Consider the following 18,421-nt stretch of genomic DNA (forward strand, 5'->3'; position numbering starts at 1 on the left):
TGTTTACATACTCATATTTAAGACAGAATTACTGGCATGAGGAGCGATCGCTCCAACGGGTGTTGCTATGATTTTCAGTAAAATTGGCGACAAAAACCTTATCAGGGAATACAATCAGGTATGGCTTTTTATGTGGTTCTTTTGAAAGATAGTGAAGATGATAAAAAAGTAGTTTACTGTTTTGGATCTAGTGAAGAAAAACTTGGTCGTCTAGAATAGAATAAACTTAGCGGTGAAGTTAAAGAAATAGAACCAGCCCCAACTAATAATTCTTCAGCTTTGTTTGTCAGAGCCTCAGCCAAAATTTACCAACATTGGCAACAGAGAAACTTTCCTGAAAAAAGTTGTTGGGCATCCTAAGAGGAAAATTAATCAGCTGTTCAGTATTCCATAAATTCCCAATCCCCAGTCACCAGTACCCAATCCTTATCCCCTCTAAATTCCTGCTCCATCTAGAAACTCTTCAATCACCAAATCACTATCGAATTTAACTTCGTTGCCTACACATACATCAGTATTAGACAGATGTAAATTAGTTTCCAGCTGCTCCATTTGTTTTTCTAGTTCCTTTACCCGTTCAAATAAAGCTCGGATCGCTTCAGCTTCTACATCACGCAGCTGATTGTGAGCCAAAATATCGGTTTTTAGCTTGTCTTGACGAGTGATACGTCCGGGAATTCCAACTACAGTAGTATTGCTGGGTACATCGCGCAGCACCACAGAACCCGCCCCGATGCGGACATGATCCCCAATTTGAATATTACCCAATACCTTTGCACCTGCTCCCACGACTACGTTGTTACCTAGAGTGGGATGACGTTTACCGCTTTCTTTTCCAGTACCGCCTAAAGTAACACCTTGGTATATCAAAGCGCGATCGCCCACAATTGCCGTTTCACCAATTACTACTCCCATCCCATGATCGATAAATACACCCTTGCCAATTTTTGCTCCTGGGTGAATTTCGATGCCTGTGAAAAACCGACTGAGTTGAGAAATAAATCGTGGGATAAAAGGTATTTCCCTTTTGTACAGCCAATGTGCTATTCGATGGAACATTAGAGCTTGAAGTCCAGGGTAGCAGAACAAGACTTCCACCCAGTTACGGGCAGCAGGATCGCGCTCGTAAATTGTTCGCAAATCAGTTAGCAGCATACTCAACTTCAATGATGATTTTTTGGCAAGGCTACAGTTTTCGGAAGTTCCCCATAACGTTGAAATCGGATCTTTTCAGGTAAATATTATTTTCCAGATTATCAATCTTGGAAACCAAACCCGTTTCTTGATAGGGAATCATCTATAAAACTACGGTAAACCGATAGTTTTATAGATTTTAGATGATTAATCGGATGCTATCACATTTACTAATCAGAAAAAAGTTCATGCTTCGCAAAATACAAAAAAATAATCGATGAACCGTAGTATTAAGTTTTCTCTGGCGATGAGCGAGATTGCTAACAAGCAACCTGTAAATGAGCCTGATCTATAACAAATTCTGACGAGTCTGCCGTGCAGGTGTAGTGCAGAGTCAGCACGGATTTTTGCAGTTAGATTCCTCAAGTTTTAGGCAGTGTCTCAATGCAGGTAGAGGCGATCGCATAAATTTAGTCAGTTCCATTAAAGGCGTGATTGGAGTGAAAATAGTATGGGAAGCTGAGTGGATCTGCCTTTAAAAGAAGATTTTAGCGGAGTCTACCTTTAGCGATTGGATGCCCCTACAGATCGTAATTCCATTTTAACTAACAGTAGGATTTTAGAGTGTATTAGGACAAGACTAAAAAAGTTTGTGTAGAAGAACAATTAAGAGCGGTAGGCACAAAATCAAGCATCTACCGCTCAACTATTCTTGATCTGCATTATTTACGTACATATGCCATAGCAAATTGCTCTGCAAACAGTTCTAATTGCTCTGGGCTGAAGGCATTGAGGTACTTGGGCGCGATCACAGGAGTCAGAAATTCCAGCATCAGGCGGTTTTCAACCCAAAATTCGATAACATCGAATATGCCCTCACGGTTACACGGCAATACTCGCCATCCTTCCCGTGCGCCAATTTGTTCAATTTCCTCTAAACTACTGGGAACAGAAATTGCTGCATGAACGGATGTGTAGTTAGAAGGATGCTCATTAATTTGGCATCCTGCTTGTCCTTGCCATGCATCTGGGATGAGTTCCGCACCCAAGGGGTAAAGTTCAATTAATGAACCAAATTCATCTCCTACTAGTACCATGTAACTATCGGGAACGGGAGGAAAAGGAAGGGCTTTGCCGCGTATAATTTCTGCCAACACACTAGCAACGTGTTGAGGATTTTTAACTGCAATTGAAATATGGTGAATCATAGTTGTTTATCCTCTCTTGAGAGAGGTGTGTTGCTTTGTAGTTGTTACCTACAGTCCAACTATTTTCAGTTTCGGATTTTATAGAAATTATTTCTATTTTTGGCAAAACAGCAACTAAGCTGACAACAGACACATTCTCACAATAACTCTGGCAGAGAAAATAGTCGTTGCCGATCTAATTCTTGTAAGCGCTGTTTTTCGGCATAAAAAGCTTGGTAATATGATTGCCAGCGCTCTGGCTCCTGTTCTGGATCGGTTTGCTGCCACAATTCCAAAAAGTGACGATACCGCTTTTCTCGTAACACGCGTTCCATACAAGCGATCGCTGCTTGTACTACTTGAGGAGTGCGCAGAATTTCTTTTTGGCTTTTCTCGTTGAGATGAAACAGATGGGAAACTAACTCTATTTCTTCAGGAAACTCTAGAAATCTATCTTGAACTGTTGATATTAGCTCGTGCTCCAAAGGAACAGATGAAATTTCTAAAATTTGTTGCCACAAAAATCGATGATGGGAAAGGCTAAATTGTAAATCTCGCTCTTCTAAGGCGTCAGTAATAAATTGACGTTGTTCGGGACAATGCAGGTAAATTCGCAATAATAAAGCCTCTGCTTGTTCTAAAAGACTTTTTTCTAGTGTTGGTGTAGTTTTTTTACTTTCCTGTGTAAATAATTGTGAGGCTATTCTAGGCTGTTTTGGACGAGGAAGATAGGCTGATGGAGAGCTATAGCTATTTTGTGGAGCAATTTGAGTGATGAGATTTTCTACTCTTAGGGGTAAGAGTCTTGCATCGCCCAGAGCTAATATTTCTGCACAATGAGATACGTAGTAATTCAGCGTATCACTATTTTCTATATTTTTCAGTAATTTTACTAATTGTTGTGAGACTTGCTGAAAGTCAGTAGCCTGTTTTAAGTCCCGATTTTTAACAATTTGCTGAATTTGCCAATCTAGCCACAAAGGGGCGCTTGCCAACAGTTGGCGATAATCTTCTGGGCTGCGTGCAAGCAAGTATTCATCCGCATCTTTGCCATCAGGCAAATTCAGAATTTTAAGCTGTACTTCGCCCTTGTATGCTAAGTTGGCAATTTCTCCGATCGCTCTTTCGGCGGCGATCGTTCCGGCTTTGTCGGCGTCAAAGTTAAGTATCAATTGTTTCGAGTCGCTGTAGCGCAATACTAAACGCACTTGCTCTAAGCTGAGGGCAGTACCGAGAGATGCGACAACGTTGTTAATTCCAGCTGCGTGGAGAGCGATCGCATCAAAGTATCCTTCTACCACCACCGCTTGATCGAGTTGAGAAATGCCAGCTTTGGCTTGATGAAGTGCAAATAAAGTTTTACCTTTCTGAAAAAGTTCAGTTTCCGGTGAATTGAGATACTTTGGTTGCTCATCTCCCAGACTTCTGCCACCAAAAGCGATCGCGCGTCCCATCATGTCATGAATGGGAATTATAATGCGATCACGAAACACATCGTAATACCCAGTGCTTTCTTTGCGGGGTTTAATTAAACCAGCCTTTTCTACTAGCTGAACGGGATAGCGTTTATCTTCTACCAAATAACGATAAAGGGTTTCCCAACCAGCAGGAGCATAACCTAAATTAAACTGCCCAATTGTTTCATCTGTCAGTTGGCGTTTTTCTCGCAGATATTCAAGAGCTAATTTTCCTTGACTTTGCTTGAGAGCGTGTTGATAAAACGCTGAAGCCGAAGCGAGAATTTCATAGAGTTGCGATCGCTCCGAGAGTTGCCTGGAAAATTCTTGTCTGTGTTCGGGTTCTAGAGTTTGCACGGGTACTTGATAACGCCGTGCTAAGTCAAGCACTACTTCTGAAAATGAATGCTTGTGTAAATCCATCAAAAACTTAATCGCATTTCCTCCCGCTTGACAGCCAAAGCAATAATACATTTGCTTGCTGGAACTAACGGTGAAACTAGGAGTTTTTTCTTCGTGGAAGGGACATAAACCGACAAAATCTTTCCCCCGCCTGCGTAAAACAACGTGTTCCGAGATCACATCATAGATATCAACTCGTTGTTTTATTTCCTCTACAGTGTCTGGGTGTAAACGGGGAATATACATAACTTAGCTATTAGCCGTTGGTAATTAGTCATTTAAACTTAGACAAATGACTAATGACTTCTAATGGCTATTATATTCTTGTTCCCGATCCAAAATAATCTGTAAAAAATATTACATTTGACTTTTAGAGAGGAAATATTAAAAATGGGACGTATTTTTATTTCAGCAGCACACGGAGGCAAAGAAGCAGGAAAACTTGATCCAGGCTCGATCGCGGGTGGTACAACCGAAGCTAAGGAAATGATTTTGCTGCGCGATTTAATTGTAACGGAACTACGGGCGCGGAATCTTGGTGTTTTGGCAGTTCCTGATGATTTAAGTGCCAAACAAACTATCCAATGGATAAACTCTCGTGCTCGTCGAGGTGATGTAGCGATAGAAATTCATGCGGATGCGGCTGGCAGCCCGGAAGTTCGCGGGGCTAGCGTTTTTTATATTGCCAACAACGATGAGCGCAAGATTAATGCCGATTTACTTTTGGTAGGATTGTTACGTCGCGTTCCCCAATTACCTAATCGTGGGGTTAAGTCTGATACTAATTCGGGTTTGGGCAGTTTGGCATTCTGTCGCCAAATCACCGTACCTTCTTTATTGATGCAAGTTGGTTTTTTATCCAGCCCAGATGATCGCTCTTTGCTGCAATCTCGCCGTCGCGACTTTGCCATTGGTATTGCTGATGCACTAGCAGCTTGGAGTCGCACTATCGATCCTGGTTCAGCAGAAGAACAGGAACCGAAGTTTCCGCCTATCAATATCAACATTAACGGGCAAAAGTATACCGAGCAAGGGATACTGGTCAATGGTAATGCTTATATTCCGATTGACTTAGCAGATTGCTTACGAATAGATCTGTCGAAATCATCTAACATCCGTCGTATCACCTATCGACGAATTGTTTATATCAAAGCTATTGAACTGCGGGATTTTAATATTTCTGTTAGTTGGGATAATACGACTCGTACAGTTACTTTACGCTCCAATTTAGTAATTTGTCCTGGTCAAATCGATCGTGTCATGTCGCCAGGTTATACTTCGGAAGTGCAGTTACAGATATTTCTTAAAAGCAACAATGAAAATGCTTTAGTACAGTTTCCTGAAATAGCAAAACTCTATCGAGAAGAAGCCGCCATAGAAGGAGTAAACTATGACATTGCCTTCTGCCAAATGTGTGTAGAAACTGGGTTTTTACGATTTGGAAATGATATCAAACCTGAACAAAATAATTTTGCAGGCTTAGGAACTATTGGTGGTGGTACACAAGCGGCGTCTTTTGAAAGTGCTAGAGTTGGTGTAAGGGCGCATATTCAACACTTAAAAGCTTACGCTAGTTTAGAACCCTTAGTACAGGAAGTAGTAGATCCGCGCTTTCGCTTTGTTACACGCGGTGTTGCTCCCTTAATAGATCAGCTATCAGGACGCTGGTCAGCAGAGTTAGATTACGGTGATAAGATTATGGCAATGCTCAAACGCTTGTATGAATCAGCAGGATTTATGTAGTTAGAAGGGAACAGGTTACAGGGAACAGTAAAATAATACAGGGATTTCAGTCGTGTTGAAAAATAGCTAATTAAGTAGCCCTTACTGAATTGCGTACACCAATAACGAATGAAAAAAACTTTCCTTCTACCATCTGCCATCTGCCTTCTACTTAACTACTAATGCATCAACAGTTCGACTAACTTTTGAGTAATGGGAAATCTTGTTTGCCGCTCAAAGTGCAAAAACATTGGGCTAGGATTTGCTTCCAGAAAAAAGTATTCTCCGTCATGCCTACGACGCCAATCAATCGCTGTCCACTCTAGCATCAATGCTTGAGCAATATCTAAACATTGTTGTTGCACCCCAGCAGGCAATTCTATGGGGATTAACTCAGCTTCCATATCTTGGCGAAAGTCTAACTGACTGCTGCAAATCTCAGCTGCATAAACTGCCTTATCAATTACATAGCTACGAATATTAGTACCTGGAATATATTCTTGGATCGTTACAGGAGAAACACTGAGAGCTAAACTCAATCGTTCTGGTTCCATATGATCTGCTGTGACTAGTTTGGTGTGTGCGCCTCCATACACAGGCTTAAATATTACTTTATCTAAGGATTGGATAAAATTAATCACTTCGTCCGGATCGTTACTAATAAGAGTTTGGGGAATTGTCACTCCTATTTTTTTCACCTTACTCAGTTGAAGAGGTTTTTCTTTGTGAAACTGGTATGCCTGCCAAGAATTTACCCAACGTGGCTGACAAGATTGCATGAGCGATCGCAAAGTACTCATTGAATCATTGATGGCTATTTGCTGCTGATGGCGATCGTGTAAAGTTGGCACAGAAACTCCAGGAAAATTCCGCCAGTAGACACTATGAATATCTTGAAGTTCTAGTCTGCGTCCTTCTGGCAATATTAAACATCCTGTTTGGTTGCTTGGTTCCCACGATATACGTAACTGAGTCGGAAATAAAGACGTATCTAAATAATCCGCCATTACTCCTGCCTCTATGAGAGCGTTTTTGATAGCTGAGGCATGAGCATCTTGAGAATTACCCAAAATTAAAATATTCATCTTTAAAAAGATTTAGAAAAATATTTATTTAATAAAATTGCAGCATGATAAATCAAATGCTGCAATTTCATAGTTTAGAAAAAATAAGGAATTTTTCTAAAAAAATAAGCCCATATATAGTGGTATTAAACCAAGGTCTCAAGAAGAATTTAAGATGATTCAAAAGCAAAAACCACCGTGCTCAAACCAAGCTTTTGTGAGAATTATACCCCCCTCTTCACCTAAAGCTTTGGTACTAACTTGACCTCCTCCTTCTTCACCTAAGGCTTCGGTAGTCATTTCACCACCTTCTTCACCTAAGGCGAGGGTTGTAACTTCGCCACCACCTTCCTCACCTATTGCTAAAGTTGTAGCATCAACGCCGCCAGATACTTTCTCGGCTTCATCGTTACTTATGTCTTCAATTTCTAAATTCAAAGATTTTAGTTCTGAAATGTCTAAATCAAATGGGTGTCGCATAAAAAGCTCCAAAAATGTTAATTAATCGATACATTAAAAAGTATCTTGAATAGGGTTTATATTTATTTTCTAAGACTTATTTTAATCTAATATAAAAATGTATATATTTCAATTTCAAGCCATTTAAATTACATAGATATGAAATAAATATTTCCTTTTTACGAAGTATTAATATCTTAACAATTCAATATAGTTTAAAAATATAGATTCCCGACTTCTTTAAGAAATCGGGAAACTTAACTTGATGAAAGATTTCTTAACAATTGATAATATTTATTGTAGCCCTAACCATTCTTTTATTTCTCGAACCAGCCATTTACGTTCTGTATCAGCTAATTCAGGACTAAATGCACCAAACTTATATTTTTCTGCACCAGCTTCAAGAGTGATAGTCATCAATTGTCTGTTATTAACAGAAATTGATTCTCTGCTGATAGAAACATTATGAATAGCGGCAGTATTTCCCTGTCTTTGTCGATAGATTTTACCAAATAATTTCCATTCTATAAAAAAATTATTATGGTGAAAACAAATGTAAACTTCTCCAAAACTAGGAAATATTAGCATACTGAGTGGTAGTAAGCCAGCTAGCCAATGAAGTAGTAAAAACGGATAGAAGGCAAATCTTGAAGTTAATATCAGAAAACCATACCAGAAAGTCAAAAAAGCTATTAAAAAAGCGTCTGAAAATTGTAGCCCTCTAGCAGGAATTTTGATGTCTAGTTGACTGGCAGTTTTCTTAAGTTGAATGCGACTACCGTGAGGTTGAGAAACTAAGAATGAGGATTGAGAAACAAGGCGACTGTTGAGAGCTTCTAAAGCTTGGCTAGCTGTTTTAAATCTTTGCTCAACGTCTGGTTCTATCATCCCTTCTAGCCAGCGCACAAACTGAGGACTCAAATTAGTGCGATCGCTAAACTGAATGCGCATATTTCGCTGTGGTAAATCAGCAGGTGCAGTACCTGTAACCAAATGAATTAAGGATGCTCCCAAAGCATAAAGATCAGAAGCAGGAACTGCTCGACCACCAAATTGTTCTATAGGAGTATATCCATAAGTACCAACTACTGTAAATGTGCCTCCTTGGGCAGTGGCTTTATCTTGCACTGCACCAAAATCAACTACGTAAATTTGATTGTCTTCACCTAAAATCAAGTTACTTGGTTTAATATCACGGTGGAGAACAGGTGGAATCAAGGAGTGCAAATAATTGAGAATTTCTAACACCTCAGCAGCAAATTTTCGCACCTCTTGTTCAGAAAATTTTCGTCCTTGATTTAATAATTCCTTTAGAGATGAACCGGGGATAAATTCCTCAACTAAAGTAAACCAGAGAATGCGATCATCAATAGAAAAATAATCACGGTACTTAGGAATGCGGGGATGGCTTAAGTTTTTCAGTACATCCGCTTCCCGTTCAAAAAGCTTGAGATCCTCCCATTGAAAGCGATCGCCGAAAGCTAAGAGCTTTACAATAACAGGTTCTTTTGGCTCAGTTGCTAAGTCTTCAGCCAGCCAAGTCTGACGCCCTGCATTTTGTCCTAATTTTTGCTTGAGTTGGTAGCGCTCCTGTAATATGTCTCCCGCTTCCAGCATGGCAACTACTCCAGTAAAGGACGTAATTCTAATGTAATTCTTAAAACAGGAGTATGCTTGTATGCACCATCACCTCAACAAAAGGTTAAGCTGTGGGAGTATCTTGTAAATAACCTGCCGCAACGCTGCCTTCAACTAATTTTTGAACAAAAGGCCATAGTTCGGGCGCACCTACTTCTACAGGAGCAATCCGCTTCATCACGCGATCGCGCGTTACACCATGAATGCGCCAAGTTCCACTCTGAGTTTGTTGGTTATGCAATAATGGCTGTATGCGATCTAATGCTGCGGCAAACTTAGCTGTGGGTGTTTCACTTGCTTCAAATTCTTCCCACAGAAAACGCAACTCATTTCCCAAATCTGCGGGCAAAAGTCCAAATAGACGTTTGGCTGCTTCAGTTTCTCTGTCTGTCTTACTACAATTACCCTCAACATCGTAGCAAAAGGTATCACCCGCATCAATTTCTACCAAATCGTGAATAAGCAGCATTTTGATAGTACGAAATATATCAACCCCATCAGGAGCATATTCTGCTAATGCGATCGCCATCACCGCAATATGCCAAGAATGTTCGGCACTGTTTTCCTGACGTGAAGCATCTGTAAGCAGAGTTTGACGCAGAATTTGCTTGAGCTTGTCAATCTCGATGATGAATTGAATTTGTTTAGTCAGTCGATTAGACTGCGTTGTACTCATCTGCTAATCACCAAACATGGTTATATCAACGAGGTTATAGATCCCAGACTTTTTTGAAAAGTTCGGGAGCTGAACAACAAATTTGCCAGTTTATCACATCCTGTTTCAACCGTTTCAAAAAGTATTACATTCGCAGTCTTATTAATCTCTATTGTCAATCACCTCTCAAAAAACTTTTTTTAGGTTATCATGATAACGATTATCGTTACTGTATATGCTTACTTCCTCGATCCAGTCCAACTTAAGCTTGAATCTGCCAAGCAGTGAGGATTTCCTGCAAATTAGCCATTTTTGTGCAAACATCTTGGCAAGAGCAGTGCAAAAGCTACATCTAAATATCAAGACTGCAAGCAGATTTAGTTACAGCAATAAGTTTTGTTTGCAATTCCACTGTTTGGCACAGCATCGTTTACCTGTATAAGTTTCATTTAAACACAGACAGATAAATTGATTCAATTTCACTAAATATCTCTAGAAAACCATGATTTTTTCAACAGAAACCCAAACCAAGACTGAAATACTCGATATTCCCAAGTGGGGAATGCCAGTTACTATAATTACAGGATTTTTGGGCAGTGGTAAAACCACGCTACTCAATCAAATTCTCAAGAATAAGCAGAATTTAAAAGTTGCCGTTCTGGTTAACGAATTTGGTGATATTAATATAGATAGTCAGCTACTCATATCTATGGATGAGGATATGGTAGAACTGAGCAATGGCTGTATTTGTTGTACTATTAACGATGGATTAGTCGATGCTGTTTATCGAGTTCTAGAACGAGAAGACCGTATTGATTATCTTGTGATTGAAACTACTGGTGTTGCTGATCCTCTACCAATTATCCTCACTTTTCTGGGGACAGAACTGAGAGATTTAACTAGGGTGGATTCTATCATCACTCTAGTAGATTCAGAAGCATTTACTCCTACCCATTACGAAAGTGAAGCAGCTTTAAAACAGATAACTTATGCAGATGTAGTTTTGCTAAATAAAACTGACCTTGCAACCCAAGAAAAATTAAAAGAATTAGAAACTTATATTCAGGATATTAAAGCTGGAGCAAGAATCCTGCATACTCAATATGGTCAAGTGCCATTGCCTTTAATTTTAGATGTGAATCTGACTCCAATAGATGAGTATACTTCCGAAATTGAGGAAGATACCCACGAACATCATCATCATGAACACGCCCACGAACATCACGATCATGAAGACACTCACGAACATCATCACCACCATCACCATCATCATGGACACCACTCCAACCATTTAGAAAATGATGGATTTGTTTCTGTATCTTTCCAAAGCGATCGCCCCTTTGATGTCCAAAAATTTCAAACTTTTCTCACAGAAAAAATGCCTTCAAGCATCTTTCGTGCTAAAGGAATTCTTTGGTTCAGCGACAGTCCTTTACGGCACATTTTTCAACTGAGCGGCCCACGCTATCAATTAGATGCAGATGAATGGAAAACTACACCTAAAAATCAATTAGTTTTAATTGGACGAGATTTGGATGTTAGTAAAATTCATAGTTTAATCAATGAATGTTTGTCATAATTGGAATAGTGCTATTTTCTAATATAATTAACTCAGAAATAGCAATTAAAAGTCCTAAATTTTCACTAGTAAAAAACTTCCAAAAAATCAAAAAATGACTCTATCGATTCCTCCTGAACTAAATTCTGCATCAGAAGTATTGTCGTCATTATCTACTCAGCAAAAGTCAAAAGTAACAGAAGCTGAAATGATGCAGGCTGTGCGGACTTTGTTGCTTGGCTTAGGAGAAGATCCAGATCGCGAAGGTTTAAAAGATACCCCTAAAAGAGTAGTCAAAGCTTTGCAGTTTCTCACCAAGGGATATTATGAATCTTTAGATGAACTGCTCAATGGCGCAGTATTCACAGAAGATGCTAATGAAATGGTGCTAGTTCGGGATATCGATATTTTTAGTTCCTGCGAGCATCATATTCTGCCGATTATTGGTCGCGCTCATGTAGCATATATTCCGAATGGAAAAGTGATTGGATTATCCAAGATAGCCCGTATTTGTGAAATGTATGCACGACGTTTGCAAGTGCAAGAGCGTCTTACCCTACAAATTGCAGACGCACTGCAAGGATTACTCAAACCTCAAGGGGTAGCAGTGGTAGTGGAAGCAACTCATATGTGCATGGTAATGCGCGGCGTACAGAAACCTGGTTCTTGGACTGTTACTAGCGCGATGCGAGGTGTGTTTGCAGACGACGCACGTACCCGTGAGGAATTTATGAACTTAATTCTGCACAATACTAAATTTAAGTAACTTTCCCTTCTCCAGCCACGCCTCGGTAAAACTAATGCGATCCGATACTACAACCGAGGCAATCACCACTGATTATTCTTCAAGGTGTAAGCGACAAATTTGCTTTTGCGGACATTAACCAAGCAAAGCTAATTAATGACGAATAGCCCCCAAATAAGAAGGCTGCATACCGCCCTGCTGTTGCGGGTTGCATATTGCTCATTAGATCGGAAAAGCTAGAGAGAATAGGAATCTCACCCAGCATCCCAGGTAAAGCAATACAAATTGCAGCCTGCAACCAATCTTTTTGCTCAATGCGCCATCCTTTCATAAGTCCCAAAGACACCGCAGAATACAAAATACCTGTAATGATCACGTTGATCCAATATTCAATAGAAGAACCTTCAAAGAAGTACGAACCAGCCATACGGTAAACTAACGTTCCCGCCACCCAGATGATAAAGCCCAGAAAGACGAAGCTAATTCTGTCTTTTGTGTTCATGGTAATTTTTCGTTCTATAAATGAACCGTGTTAATGTAATAGTCATTACGTTAATGATTAATGTAATAGCAATTACGTTAACTGTCAACTTATGAACCGACCAATTGAACCTCAAAAAAAGGAAGAGCTTTTAGAACGATGTTTAGCTGCTGCGATCAAGGTAGGAGCTTTGGACTCCAGTATCAACGCGATCGCCAAGAAAATAGGCACTAGCGGACGAATGCTTGTTTACCACTTTGGCTCAAAACACGAATTAGAACAACAAATCATCAGTCTTTTGGAAACGCGCTTACGAGAAAAATTATGGACATTTCAAGGCGTATCACTTGAAGAAACAGACTGTCTTGCAGAACCTCTGCTCGAAATGTGGAGACATTTGACTTCACCAGAGATGCATGGCTTGCTAAAACTGGCGATGGAGCTAAATCAGCGTGCAATTCAAGGCGACGCAGAAACACAGCATTTTCTGGAGCAAGAGAGCCAAAAATGGGTAGATTCACTATCTCAGCTTACAAATGACAAAACTGTTGCTTTGTCACTATTTCACTTATTTCAGGGTGCTATCTTGGACTTTTTGACTACGGGAAATGCACAACGTGGACAACAAACCATTAAGGCTTTTACAGAAACCCTACGGTAGCTTAAATCTATTCAAGATTTGATCGCCATCCATCCGTTATACGTTAATGCTTTGTAAAATTGCACAATTTTAGTAAAACCTGCTTCACTCAATAATTCAGTAACACGCCTCTCCGGTACAAATGGAAGATTCGGTAATATTTTTTCTGATTGCTCTTCAATGAATTCCGCAGGAACTCCTGCATGAATAGCATGGCATTTCCAAGCTGAGAATATTTGATTAAATTGTTCTGAGTTTCTCTCACCGCAAAAGTCCACAAGAAACAATGGTGAGCCACTTTCTAGGCGTTGATTAATCAGCTTTAAGAAAGATAACTTGCTCCCATCGTCTGGAAGAAAGTGCATTACCAAAATTGATGTCGCTGCATTGAAAAGAGCAGTCTTTGGAACATCATCAACTGTTCCTTGAATCAACTCAACTCGCTCTGATAGACCTAATGCTTCTACTTTACTTGCTGCTGCACTCAACATTTCAGTAGATGGATCAACCCCAGTCATCTTCCATTGTGTCTCACATCCAAATACGCTAAGTTCCATTCCGCCACCTACTCCAACAATTAGGAGATTTGCTCGATCTGGCAAGCGCTGTTGCAACCATGCAAACATGATATTGAAAATTGCCTCATAACCAGGGACAAGTTGCCTTGCTTTAACATCGTAATCACTGACTGGCAAGGACTTATTTTTATCGAAGTCGAAGAGATTTGCTTGAGCCATTGAGAAATTTTTTTGTAGAGGATGCGAAATTTATTTTAACCTTATCACCACAGATAACCTCTCAATTGCTTCCCCACCGCAGTGTTACCGTACTAGTACGCAACCATTTGTCTCGCTTTACTCTTCACGCTTGTAGATTCTGAAAGCTTTAGTACCCATAGCAAATCGCGGATCGAGTTGTTGAGCTAGAGTCGCTGCCTCAGCAACTTCCAGCTTTGCTCGATCAAACTGGCGATCCTCAGCACAGAGATGATAGAAAAAACCGATCGCAAATAGCAATGCGCTCTCTGTGCTAAAGTAAAGTTCTTGCGGAGCAATAAAGGTTTGACATCCAGCTGCCAAGAACGCCTTACCAAAAGGTTCACGCCCAGAACCGCAGCCTAGCGAAAGGATATGACCTTTAAAATTGTAAAGCAATTGCGGAATATTTGAGGGGCGTAGCGCTACAACAGCTCTTTCCCATCCATCATCACGCTCTGGGTTGCCGTCCTTTTGTTTACTCACATCAATCCGAATCATCATCTCTGATTCTTCACTGCCTGTGCCGTGACAGCAGAGAACTAAATACTCATACTTGCACGCTTCATCTGCAAAGAAGGCGATCGCTTGTTGATGTTGTATCAAGTGGTGCAAATTTACTTGCAGACACATTTGCTCTAAGAAGGCACGAAGTGTATTCGCAGGCGCAAGCATTGAAGAATCGCAAACAATAGCAACCGTATCGAAAAACTTCATAAGCTTAAGTTTTGCCGTCTATTGCAATCACACATTAGTGTAACTACCTCAACCTCCCACAGATGAAGTTAATCAGGTTTGCCATATATCTCTAAATTCTGCCTAGAGTAGGATGTCATTACCGTAATTGCTAAAAGTAGAAAAAATACATCTATCCCAAGATAGATAATAATCATTCTTTACATCTTTATACATTTATATTGATTATCCATTCCGTAGCAATCAAGCTACTACGAAGCAAACTGAGTAAAACTGAAAGATACACAACTACCTTTAGGAATATAAAAAACTATAATTATCTATTGTTATATAAATAATCTGTATACCGTTATCTGCTTTCTTGTAAACATTCAAGTAAAGTACATTGACAACTTTTAGTACTAGTATGAGAATATTCTCATGATTCAAAAAACACAAAATATGCCCCAATCAAACAAACTTTTTACATAGGTTTTAATAATCCAAATGTAATCTTAAAAAGCTAAAAATAATCTACGTAATTATCTTAAGCACCGCTAAAAGTTAAATTTAATTTGACCGGAGGGTTTTGTCTTGCGGTCAAAGATAGAGTATTGAGGCTAATTATGATAACATAATTGGATATGATAATACTTATGTTAAAAGTTTATCAAACTACAAAACTTATATCATCAAATCTGTGATTTCAGATGTTCGGGATTGCGTACAGCTGTTCTGGTTGTGGTTTTGATGTCTTGAGTTGTGCAACTTTAATGTTTGGAATTGCGCAATTAAATCCTGGCTTTTTACCGTTTTTTCTTAAAGCCCAATATTGTTTTGAATTCTAAAATCTGGGATTTTAGTTGCTCTAACAAGAAAGTCGCAATTTTATGAGATACCACTTTATAACTCATATCAAAAGCTGAAAAGTCATATTTAATAGCCTAGAAAACCTTACAACTCATAAAGACATTATATATCTATCCCGAAAAAATTGGAGAGATATGTCTTTTATCTATTTGTGACTAAAGAATAATAAATAACTATTGTCAAACAGTTATTTATTTTTAGTCGGTTTTTTCATTGGCTTCGTAAAAACTGCAACTTGGTTAAAAAACCTCATCTTAACAAGGTGGCAGGTCAAAATTGTAATAAGGATGCGTGTAAATGCTTGATTGCGATCTGACGGAGAGTCTGTTTGATGATTTCCTACTATATGTTCTCACCATGCCTTTGGTACCCCTCTCCTAAGTTTGGGAGAGGGGTGGTGGTGAGAGTTGCAACAACCAATTAGCAAGACTTGGAATCGTGTATCTAGCACGCTCAAGTTAGCTAGGTAAATTTTGTTTGAAAACAAGGATTAGTTAATGGCAAGAATCAACGGAACACCGGATAAGGATACCCTGCAAGGTACCAATAACGCTGATACAATCCAAGGTTTTGCCGGTGAAGACGAACTCTTTGGCCTTGGCGGTGCTGACCTACTCCGAGGCGGAGATGATAAAGACACCATATTTGGTGGAAACGGTGCCGACAGACTCTTTGGGGATGCAGGCGAGGACTCTCTGTATGGTGAGAACGGTGCTGACACCCTCTATGGGGGGCAGAACGCCAACGATGTTCTCGATGGCAAAGACCTTCTAGATGGTGGCCCTGGCAATGATTGGATCTTTGGTGGCTTCGAGGATACTCTATTAGGCGGAGCTGGGAATGACACTCTAACAATTGAGAATAATCCCGATGGTAAGAGCTTCGTTAACGGTGAGGCTGGTGATGATTCGCTAGTTGGTAGCAATAGCTTGACTGAAGGTGACACCCTTGAAGGCGGATCTGGTAATGACTTCCTGAATGGATTAGCTGGTAATGATGTTCTTGAAGGTGATGACACCTTGGGTGCGGCTGGCTCTGACACTATCTTGGGCGGAGATGGCAATGATACCCTTTACGGTGATGCTGACAGCTTAAGCGCTGGTGCCAATGACTCCCTCGTTGGTGGAAATGGCGATGACGTTCTCTATGGCTATGGTGGTGATGATACCCTTTTAGGTGGTGACGGTGCTGACACTCTCGATGGTGGTGACGGCAACGACATCCTTGATGGTGGAGCAGGCCCCAGCACTCTTTTGGGTGGTGCGGGCTTAGAAACAATCACTGGCGGAATTGAAGCTGACTTGATAGACGGTGGAGAAGATGCTGACTCCCTTTTAGGTGGAGGTGGTAATGACACCATCTTAGGTGACGGCGAGGGCGCTGAAAGTCTAGCTGGCAATGATACCCTTGATGGTCAAGCTGGTGATGACTACCTTGATGGTGGTGCTGGTGCCGATCGCATCTTCGGTAGAGCTGGTAATGACACCCTCTCTGGCGGAGAAGACCTTGAAGGTCAAGTTGCAGGTGACACGCTGACTGGCGGTGCTGGCAGTGACGTATTTGTGTTGGTAGCCACGGGATTTGAAGCACCAGATCCTGGCGATCCACCGGTACCTGCTCCTCAAGGGGATAGAATCACCGACTTCCAGGATGGTATCGACTTCCTAGAGTATGAACTAGGATTTGAGGCACTGACAATTACTGGTAGCGGTAATAATACTGTACTCACAGATACTGCTACAGGCGAAATCCTCGCGACTTTGGTTGGAGTCAATCCCAGCTTAATTACAGAGGCAGATTTTGTTAGTTAAAAAATGGGCAACTAGCCAGGTAGTTCACTTGGGAAACAGCCAAGTAAAAGACGTCTGACAAGTTACCCCAAACCTAACAGAGCAGCTACAGAGTCTCCATAACTTACTGAGCTACTCTTCGGATTGTGTCTCTATTTTACTCCTGTTGTCCCCTGCCGGGGGATAGCAGGAGCCAAATAGCAAGATAATTAATACTAGAACGCTTCACCAGCGCAACTAGTTCGCCGCAAGAGTTGCAGAAATTTGATATTTGCAAACCAGATATGGTTTAGCTGAGGTGCAAAAACTTTAAGACGGGACAAGATTAGAGCTTAAAGTTTGTCCCTTTACTTGACTTCTGTAAGAAGTCTAATATTGTGATGCGAATTTTATTTCTACACCCTAATTTTCCTGCCCAATTTCGTCATGTGGCAGCAGCTTTGGCTAGAGATAACCAAAACCAAGTCGTCTTTGGTACTACTCGTCGTGATGGTAGCTTGCCCGGTGTGACCAAAGCTATCTATACTCCTAAACGAGAAGCCCGCCCGGAAACCCACCACTATGTCAGACCCTTGGAAAACGCCGTTCTTCAAGGTCAAGCAGTTTATCGGATGGCAGAACAACTCAAGGCACGGGGATTTATTCCAGATGTAGTTTATGGTCATTCTGGTTGGGGGCCAACTCTATTGATGAAAGATGCTTTTCCCCAAGCCAAACTACTGTGCTACTTTGAGTGGTTTTACCATGCTCATGGCACTGATGCCGACTTTGATCCAACCGACTCACTCACTGCTGATGACGAAGCCCGGATTCGCCTCAAAAATGCTCCGATTTTGATAGATTTATATAGTTGCGATCGCGGTCTTTCTCCTACCTATTGGCAACGCCAACAATTTCCTCTGGACTATCACAGTAAAATTACTGTACTTCATGATGGAATTGATACTAATTTCTTTCGTCCCAAGCCAGGAGCAAAGTTAGTTCTTCCCCGCATCAATCTAGACCTTTCCGATGCAGAAGAAATTGTTACTTACGTGGCGCGGGGTATGGAACCGTACCGGGGCTTTCCCCAGTTTATCGAAGCAGTGGCTCTACTTCAACGTGAATTCGACAGAGTTAAAAAACAGCAGGAGGTAGGGCAGGTAAGTCTTTGGGGTAGATGTCGAGGGAAGGTTTTTTGGGCAGATAA

At 40.6% G+C, this 18,421-nt stretch carries 16 protein-coding genes and 1 pseudogene; 7 read left to right on the forward strand and 10 right to left on the reverse strand.

Annotated elements, in window-relative coordinates; genetic code table 11:
- Positions 1–435 precede the first annotated feature (435 nt).
- Positions 436–1,155, reverse strand: a complete 720-nt coding sequence (gene cysE, locus QUB80_RS18385) for a serine O-acetyltransferase (protein ID WP_289790953.1) — start codon at positions 1,153–1,155, stop codon at positions 436–438.
- A gap of 365 nt (positions 1,156–1,520) precedes the next feature.
- Between cysE and QUB80_RS18390 the strand changes: the two genes are divergently transcribed.
- Positions 1,521–1,673 carry a hypothetical protein gene (locus QUB80_RS18390; RefSeq protein WP_289790954.1) on the forward strand — a complete coding sequence of 51 codons (153 nt, stop codon included), beginning with the start codon at positions 1,521–1,523 and terminating at the stop codon, positions 1,671–1,673.
- Between the two features lie 183 nt (positions 1,674–1,856).
- Here the strand turns inward: QUB80_RS18390 and QUB80_RS18395 are convergent, their stop codons facing one another.
- Together QUB80_RS18395 and dnaG are read right to left on the reverse strand one after the other, a co-directional pair.
- A complete protein-coding gene (locus tag QUB80_RS18395; protein WP_289790955.1) occupies positions 1,857–2,342 on the reverse strand; it encodes a hypothetical protein in 486 nt (161 codons plus the stop codon).
- A 137-nt stretch (positions 2,343–2,479) separates the two neighbouring features.
- Positions 2,480–4,426: a DNA primase gene (gene dnaG, locus QUB80_RS18400; RefSeq protein WP_289790956.1), complete on the reverse strand. Its 1,947-nt coding sequence runs from the start codon at positions 4,424–4,426 to the stop codon at positions 2,480–2,482.
- A 144-nt stretch (positions 4,427–4,570) separates the two neighbouring features.
- Here dnaG and tftA point away from each other — a divergent pair, with 144 nt between their 5' ends.
- Complete coding sequence (gene tftA, locus QUB80_RS18405; protein ID WP_289790957.1) at positions 4,571–5,923, forward strand: hormogonium tapered terminus morphoprotein TftA; 1,353 nt, start codon at positions 4,571–4,573, stop codon at positions 5,921–5,923.
- Positions 5,924–6,081: 158 nt separating this feature from the next.
- On the opposite strand, the gene QUB80_RS18410 is transcribed toward tftA, so the two are convergent.
- The 4 genes from QUB80_RS18410 to QUB80_RS18425 form a co-directional block, all read right to left on the reverse strand.
- Positions 6,082–6,987, reverse strand: coding sequence for an MvdC/MvdD family ATP grasp protein (locus tag QUB80_RS18410; RefSeq protein ID WP_289790958.1), 906 nt, complete (start codon positions 6,985–6,987; stop codon positions 6,082–6,084).
- Positions 6,988–7,146: 159 nt separating this feature from the next.
- Positions 7,147–7,446 (reverse strand): hypothetical protein, encoded by a 300-nt coding sequence (locus QUB80_RS18415; protein ID WP_289790959.1) that lies wholly within the window; start codon positions 7,444–7,446, stop codon positions 7,147–7,149.
- Between the two features lie 273 nt (positions 7,447–7,719).
- The gene (locus tag QUB80_RS18420) at positions 7,720–9,042 is read right to left on the reverse strand and encodes a serine/threonine protein kinase (protein ID WP_289790960.1); all 1,323 of its coding nucleotides are present in this window, start codon (positions 9,040–9,042) and stop codon (positions 7,720–7,722) included.
- A gap of 85 nt (positions 9,043–9,127) precedes the next feature.
- On the reverse strand, positions 9,128–9,739 hold the full coding sequence (locus tag QUB80_RS18425; protein WP_289790961.1) for an HD domain-containing protein: 612 nt from the start codon (positions 9,737–9,739) through the stop codon (positions 9,128–9,130).
- A 481-nt stretch (positions 9,740–10,220) separates the two neighbouring features.
- Between QUB80_RS18425 and QUB80_RS18430 the strand changes: the two genes are divergently transcribed.
- Positions 10,221–11,297 carry a CobW family GTP-binding protein gene (locus QUB80_RS18430; protein ID WP_289790962.1) on the forward strand — a complete coding sequence of 359 codons (1,077 nt, stop codon included), beginning with the start codon at positions 10,221–10,223 and terminating at the stop codon, positions 11,295–11,297.
- Positions 11,298–11,391: 94 nt separating this feature from the next.
- Complete coding sequence (gene folE / locus QUB80_RS18435; RefSeq protein ID WP_289790963.1) at positions 11,392–12,042, forward strand: GTP cyclohydrolase I FolE; 651 nt, start codon at positions 11,392–11,394, stop codon at positions 12,040–12,042.
- Between the two features lie 79 nt (positions 12,043–12,121).
- On the opposite strand, the gene QUB80_RS18440 is transcribed toward folE, so the two are convergent.
- Positions 12,122–12,523 carry a DUF5367 family protein gene (locus QUB80_RS18440; protein WP_289790964.1) on the reverse strand — a complete coding sequence of 134 codons (402 nt, stop codon included), beginning with the start codon at positions 12,521–12,523 and terminating at the stop codon, positions 12,122–12,124.
- Between the two features lie 91 nt (positions 12,524–12,614).
- Between QUB80_RS18440 and QUB80_RS18445 the strand changes: the two genes are divergently transcribed.
- Positions 12,615–13,163, forward strand: a complete 549-nt coding sequence (locus QUB80_RS18445; protein WP_289790965.1) for a TetR/AcrR family transcriptional regulator — start codon at positions 12,615–12,617, stop codon at positions 13,161–13,163.
- 11 nt (positions 13,164–13,174) lie between these two features.
- On the opposite strand, the gene QUB80_RS18450 is transcribed toward QUB80_RS18445, so the two are convergent.
- Both QUB80_RS18450 and QUB80_RS18455 read right to left on the reverse strand, forming a co-directional pair.
- A complete protein-coding gene (locus QUB80_RS18450; protein ID WP_289790966.1) occupies positions 13,175–13,879 on the reverse strand; it encodes a class I SAM-dependent methyltransferase in 705 nt (234 codons plus the stop codon).
- A gap of 117 nt (positions 13,880–13,996) precedes the next feature.
- Entirely contained in the window at positions 13,997–14,614 is a 618-nt protein-coding gene (locus QUB80_RS18455; protein WP_289790967.1) for a hypothetical protein, read from the reverse strand.
- A 1,325-nt stretch (positions 14,615–15,939) separates the two neighbouring features.
- Between QUB80_RS18455 and QUB80_RS18460 the strand changes: the two genes are divergently transcribed.
- Together QUB80_RS18460 and QUB80_RS35260 are read left to right on the forward strand one after the other, a co-directional pair.
- Positions 15,940–17,253, forward strand: coding sequence for a calcium-binding protein (locus QUB80_RS18460; RefSeq protein WP_289790968.1), 1,314 nt, complete (start codon positions 15,940–15,942; stop codon positions 17,251–17,253).
- 359 nt (positions 17,254–17,612) lie between these two features.
- Positions 17,613–18,125: pseudogene (locus QUB80_RS35260) on the forward strand (glycosyltransferase); the annotation flags it as partial.
- Positions 18,126–18,421: the final 296 nt, after the last annotated feature.

Origin of the sequence: Chlorogloeopsis sp. ULAP01 (genome assembly GCF_030381805.1) — a bacterium.
In the GTDB taxonomy this organism is placed as follows: domain Bacteria; phylum Cyanobacteriota; class Cyanobacteriia; order Cyanobacteriales; family Nostocaceae; genus Chlorogloeopsis.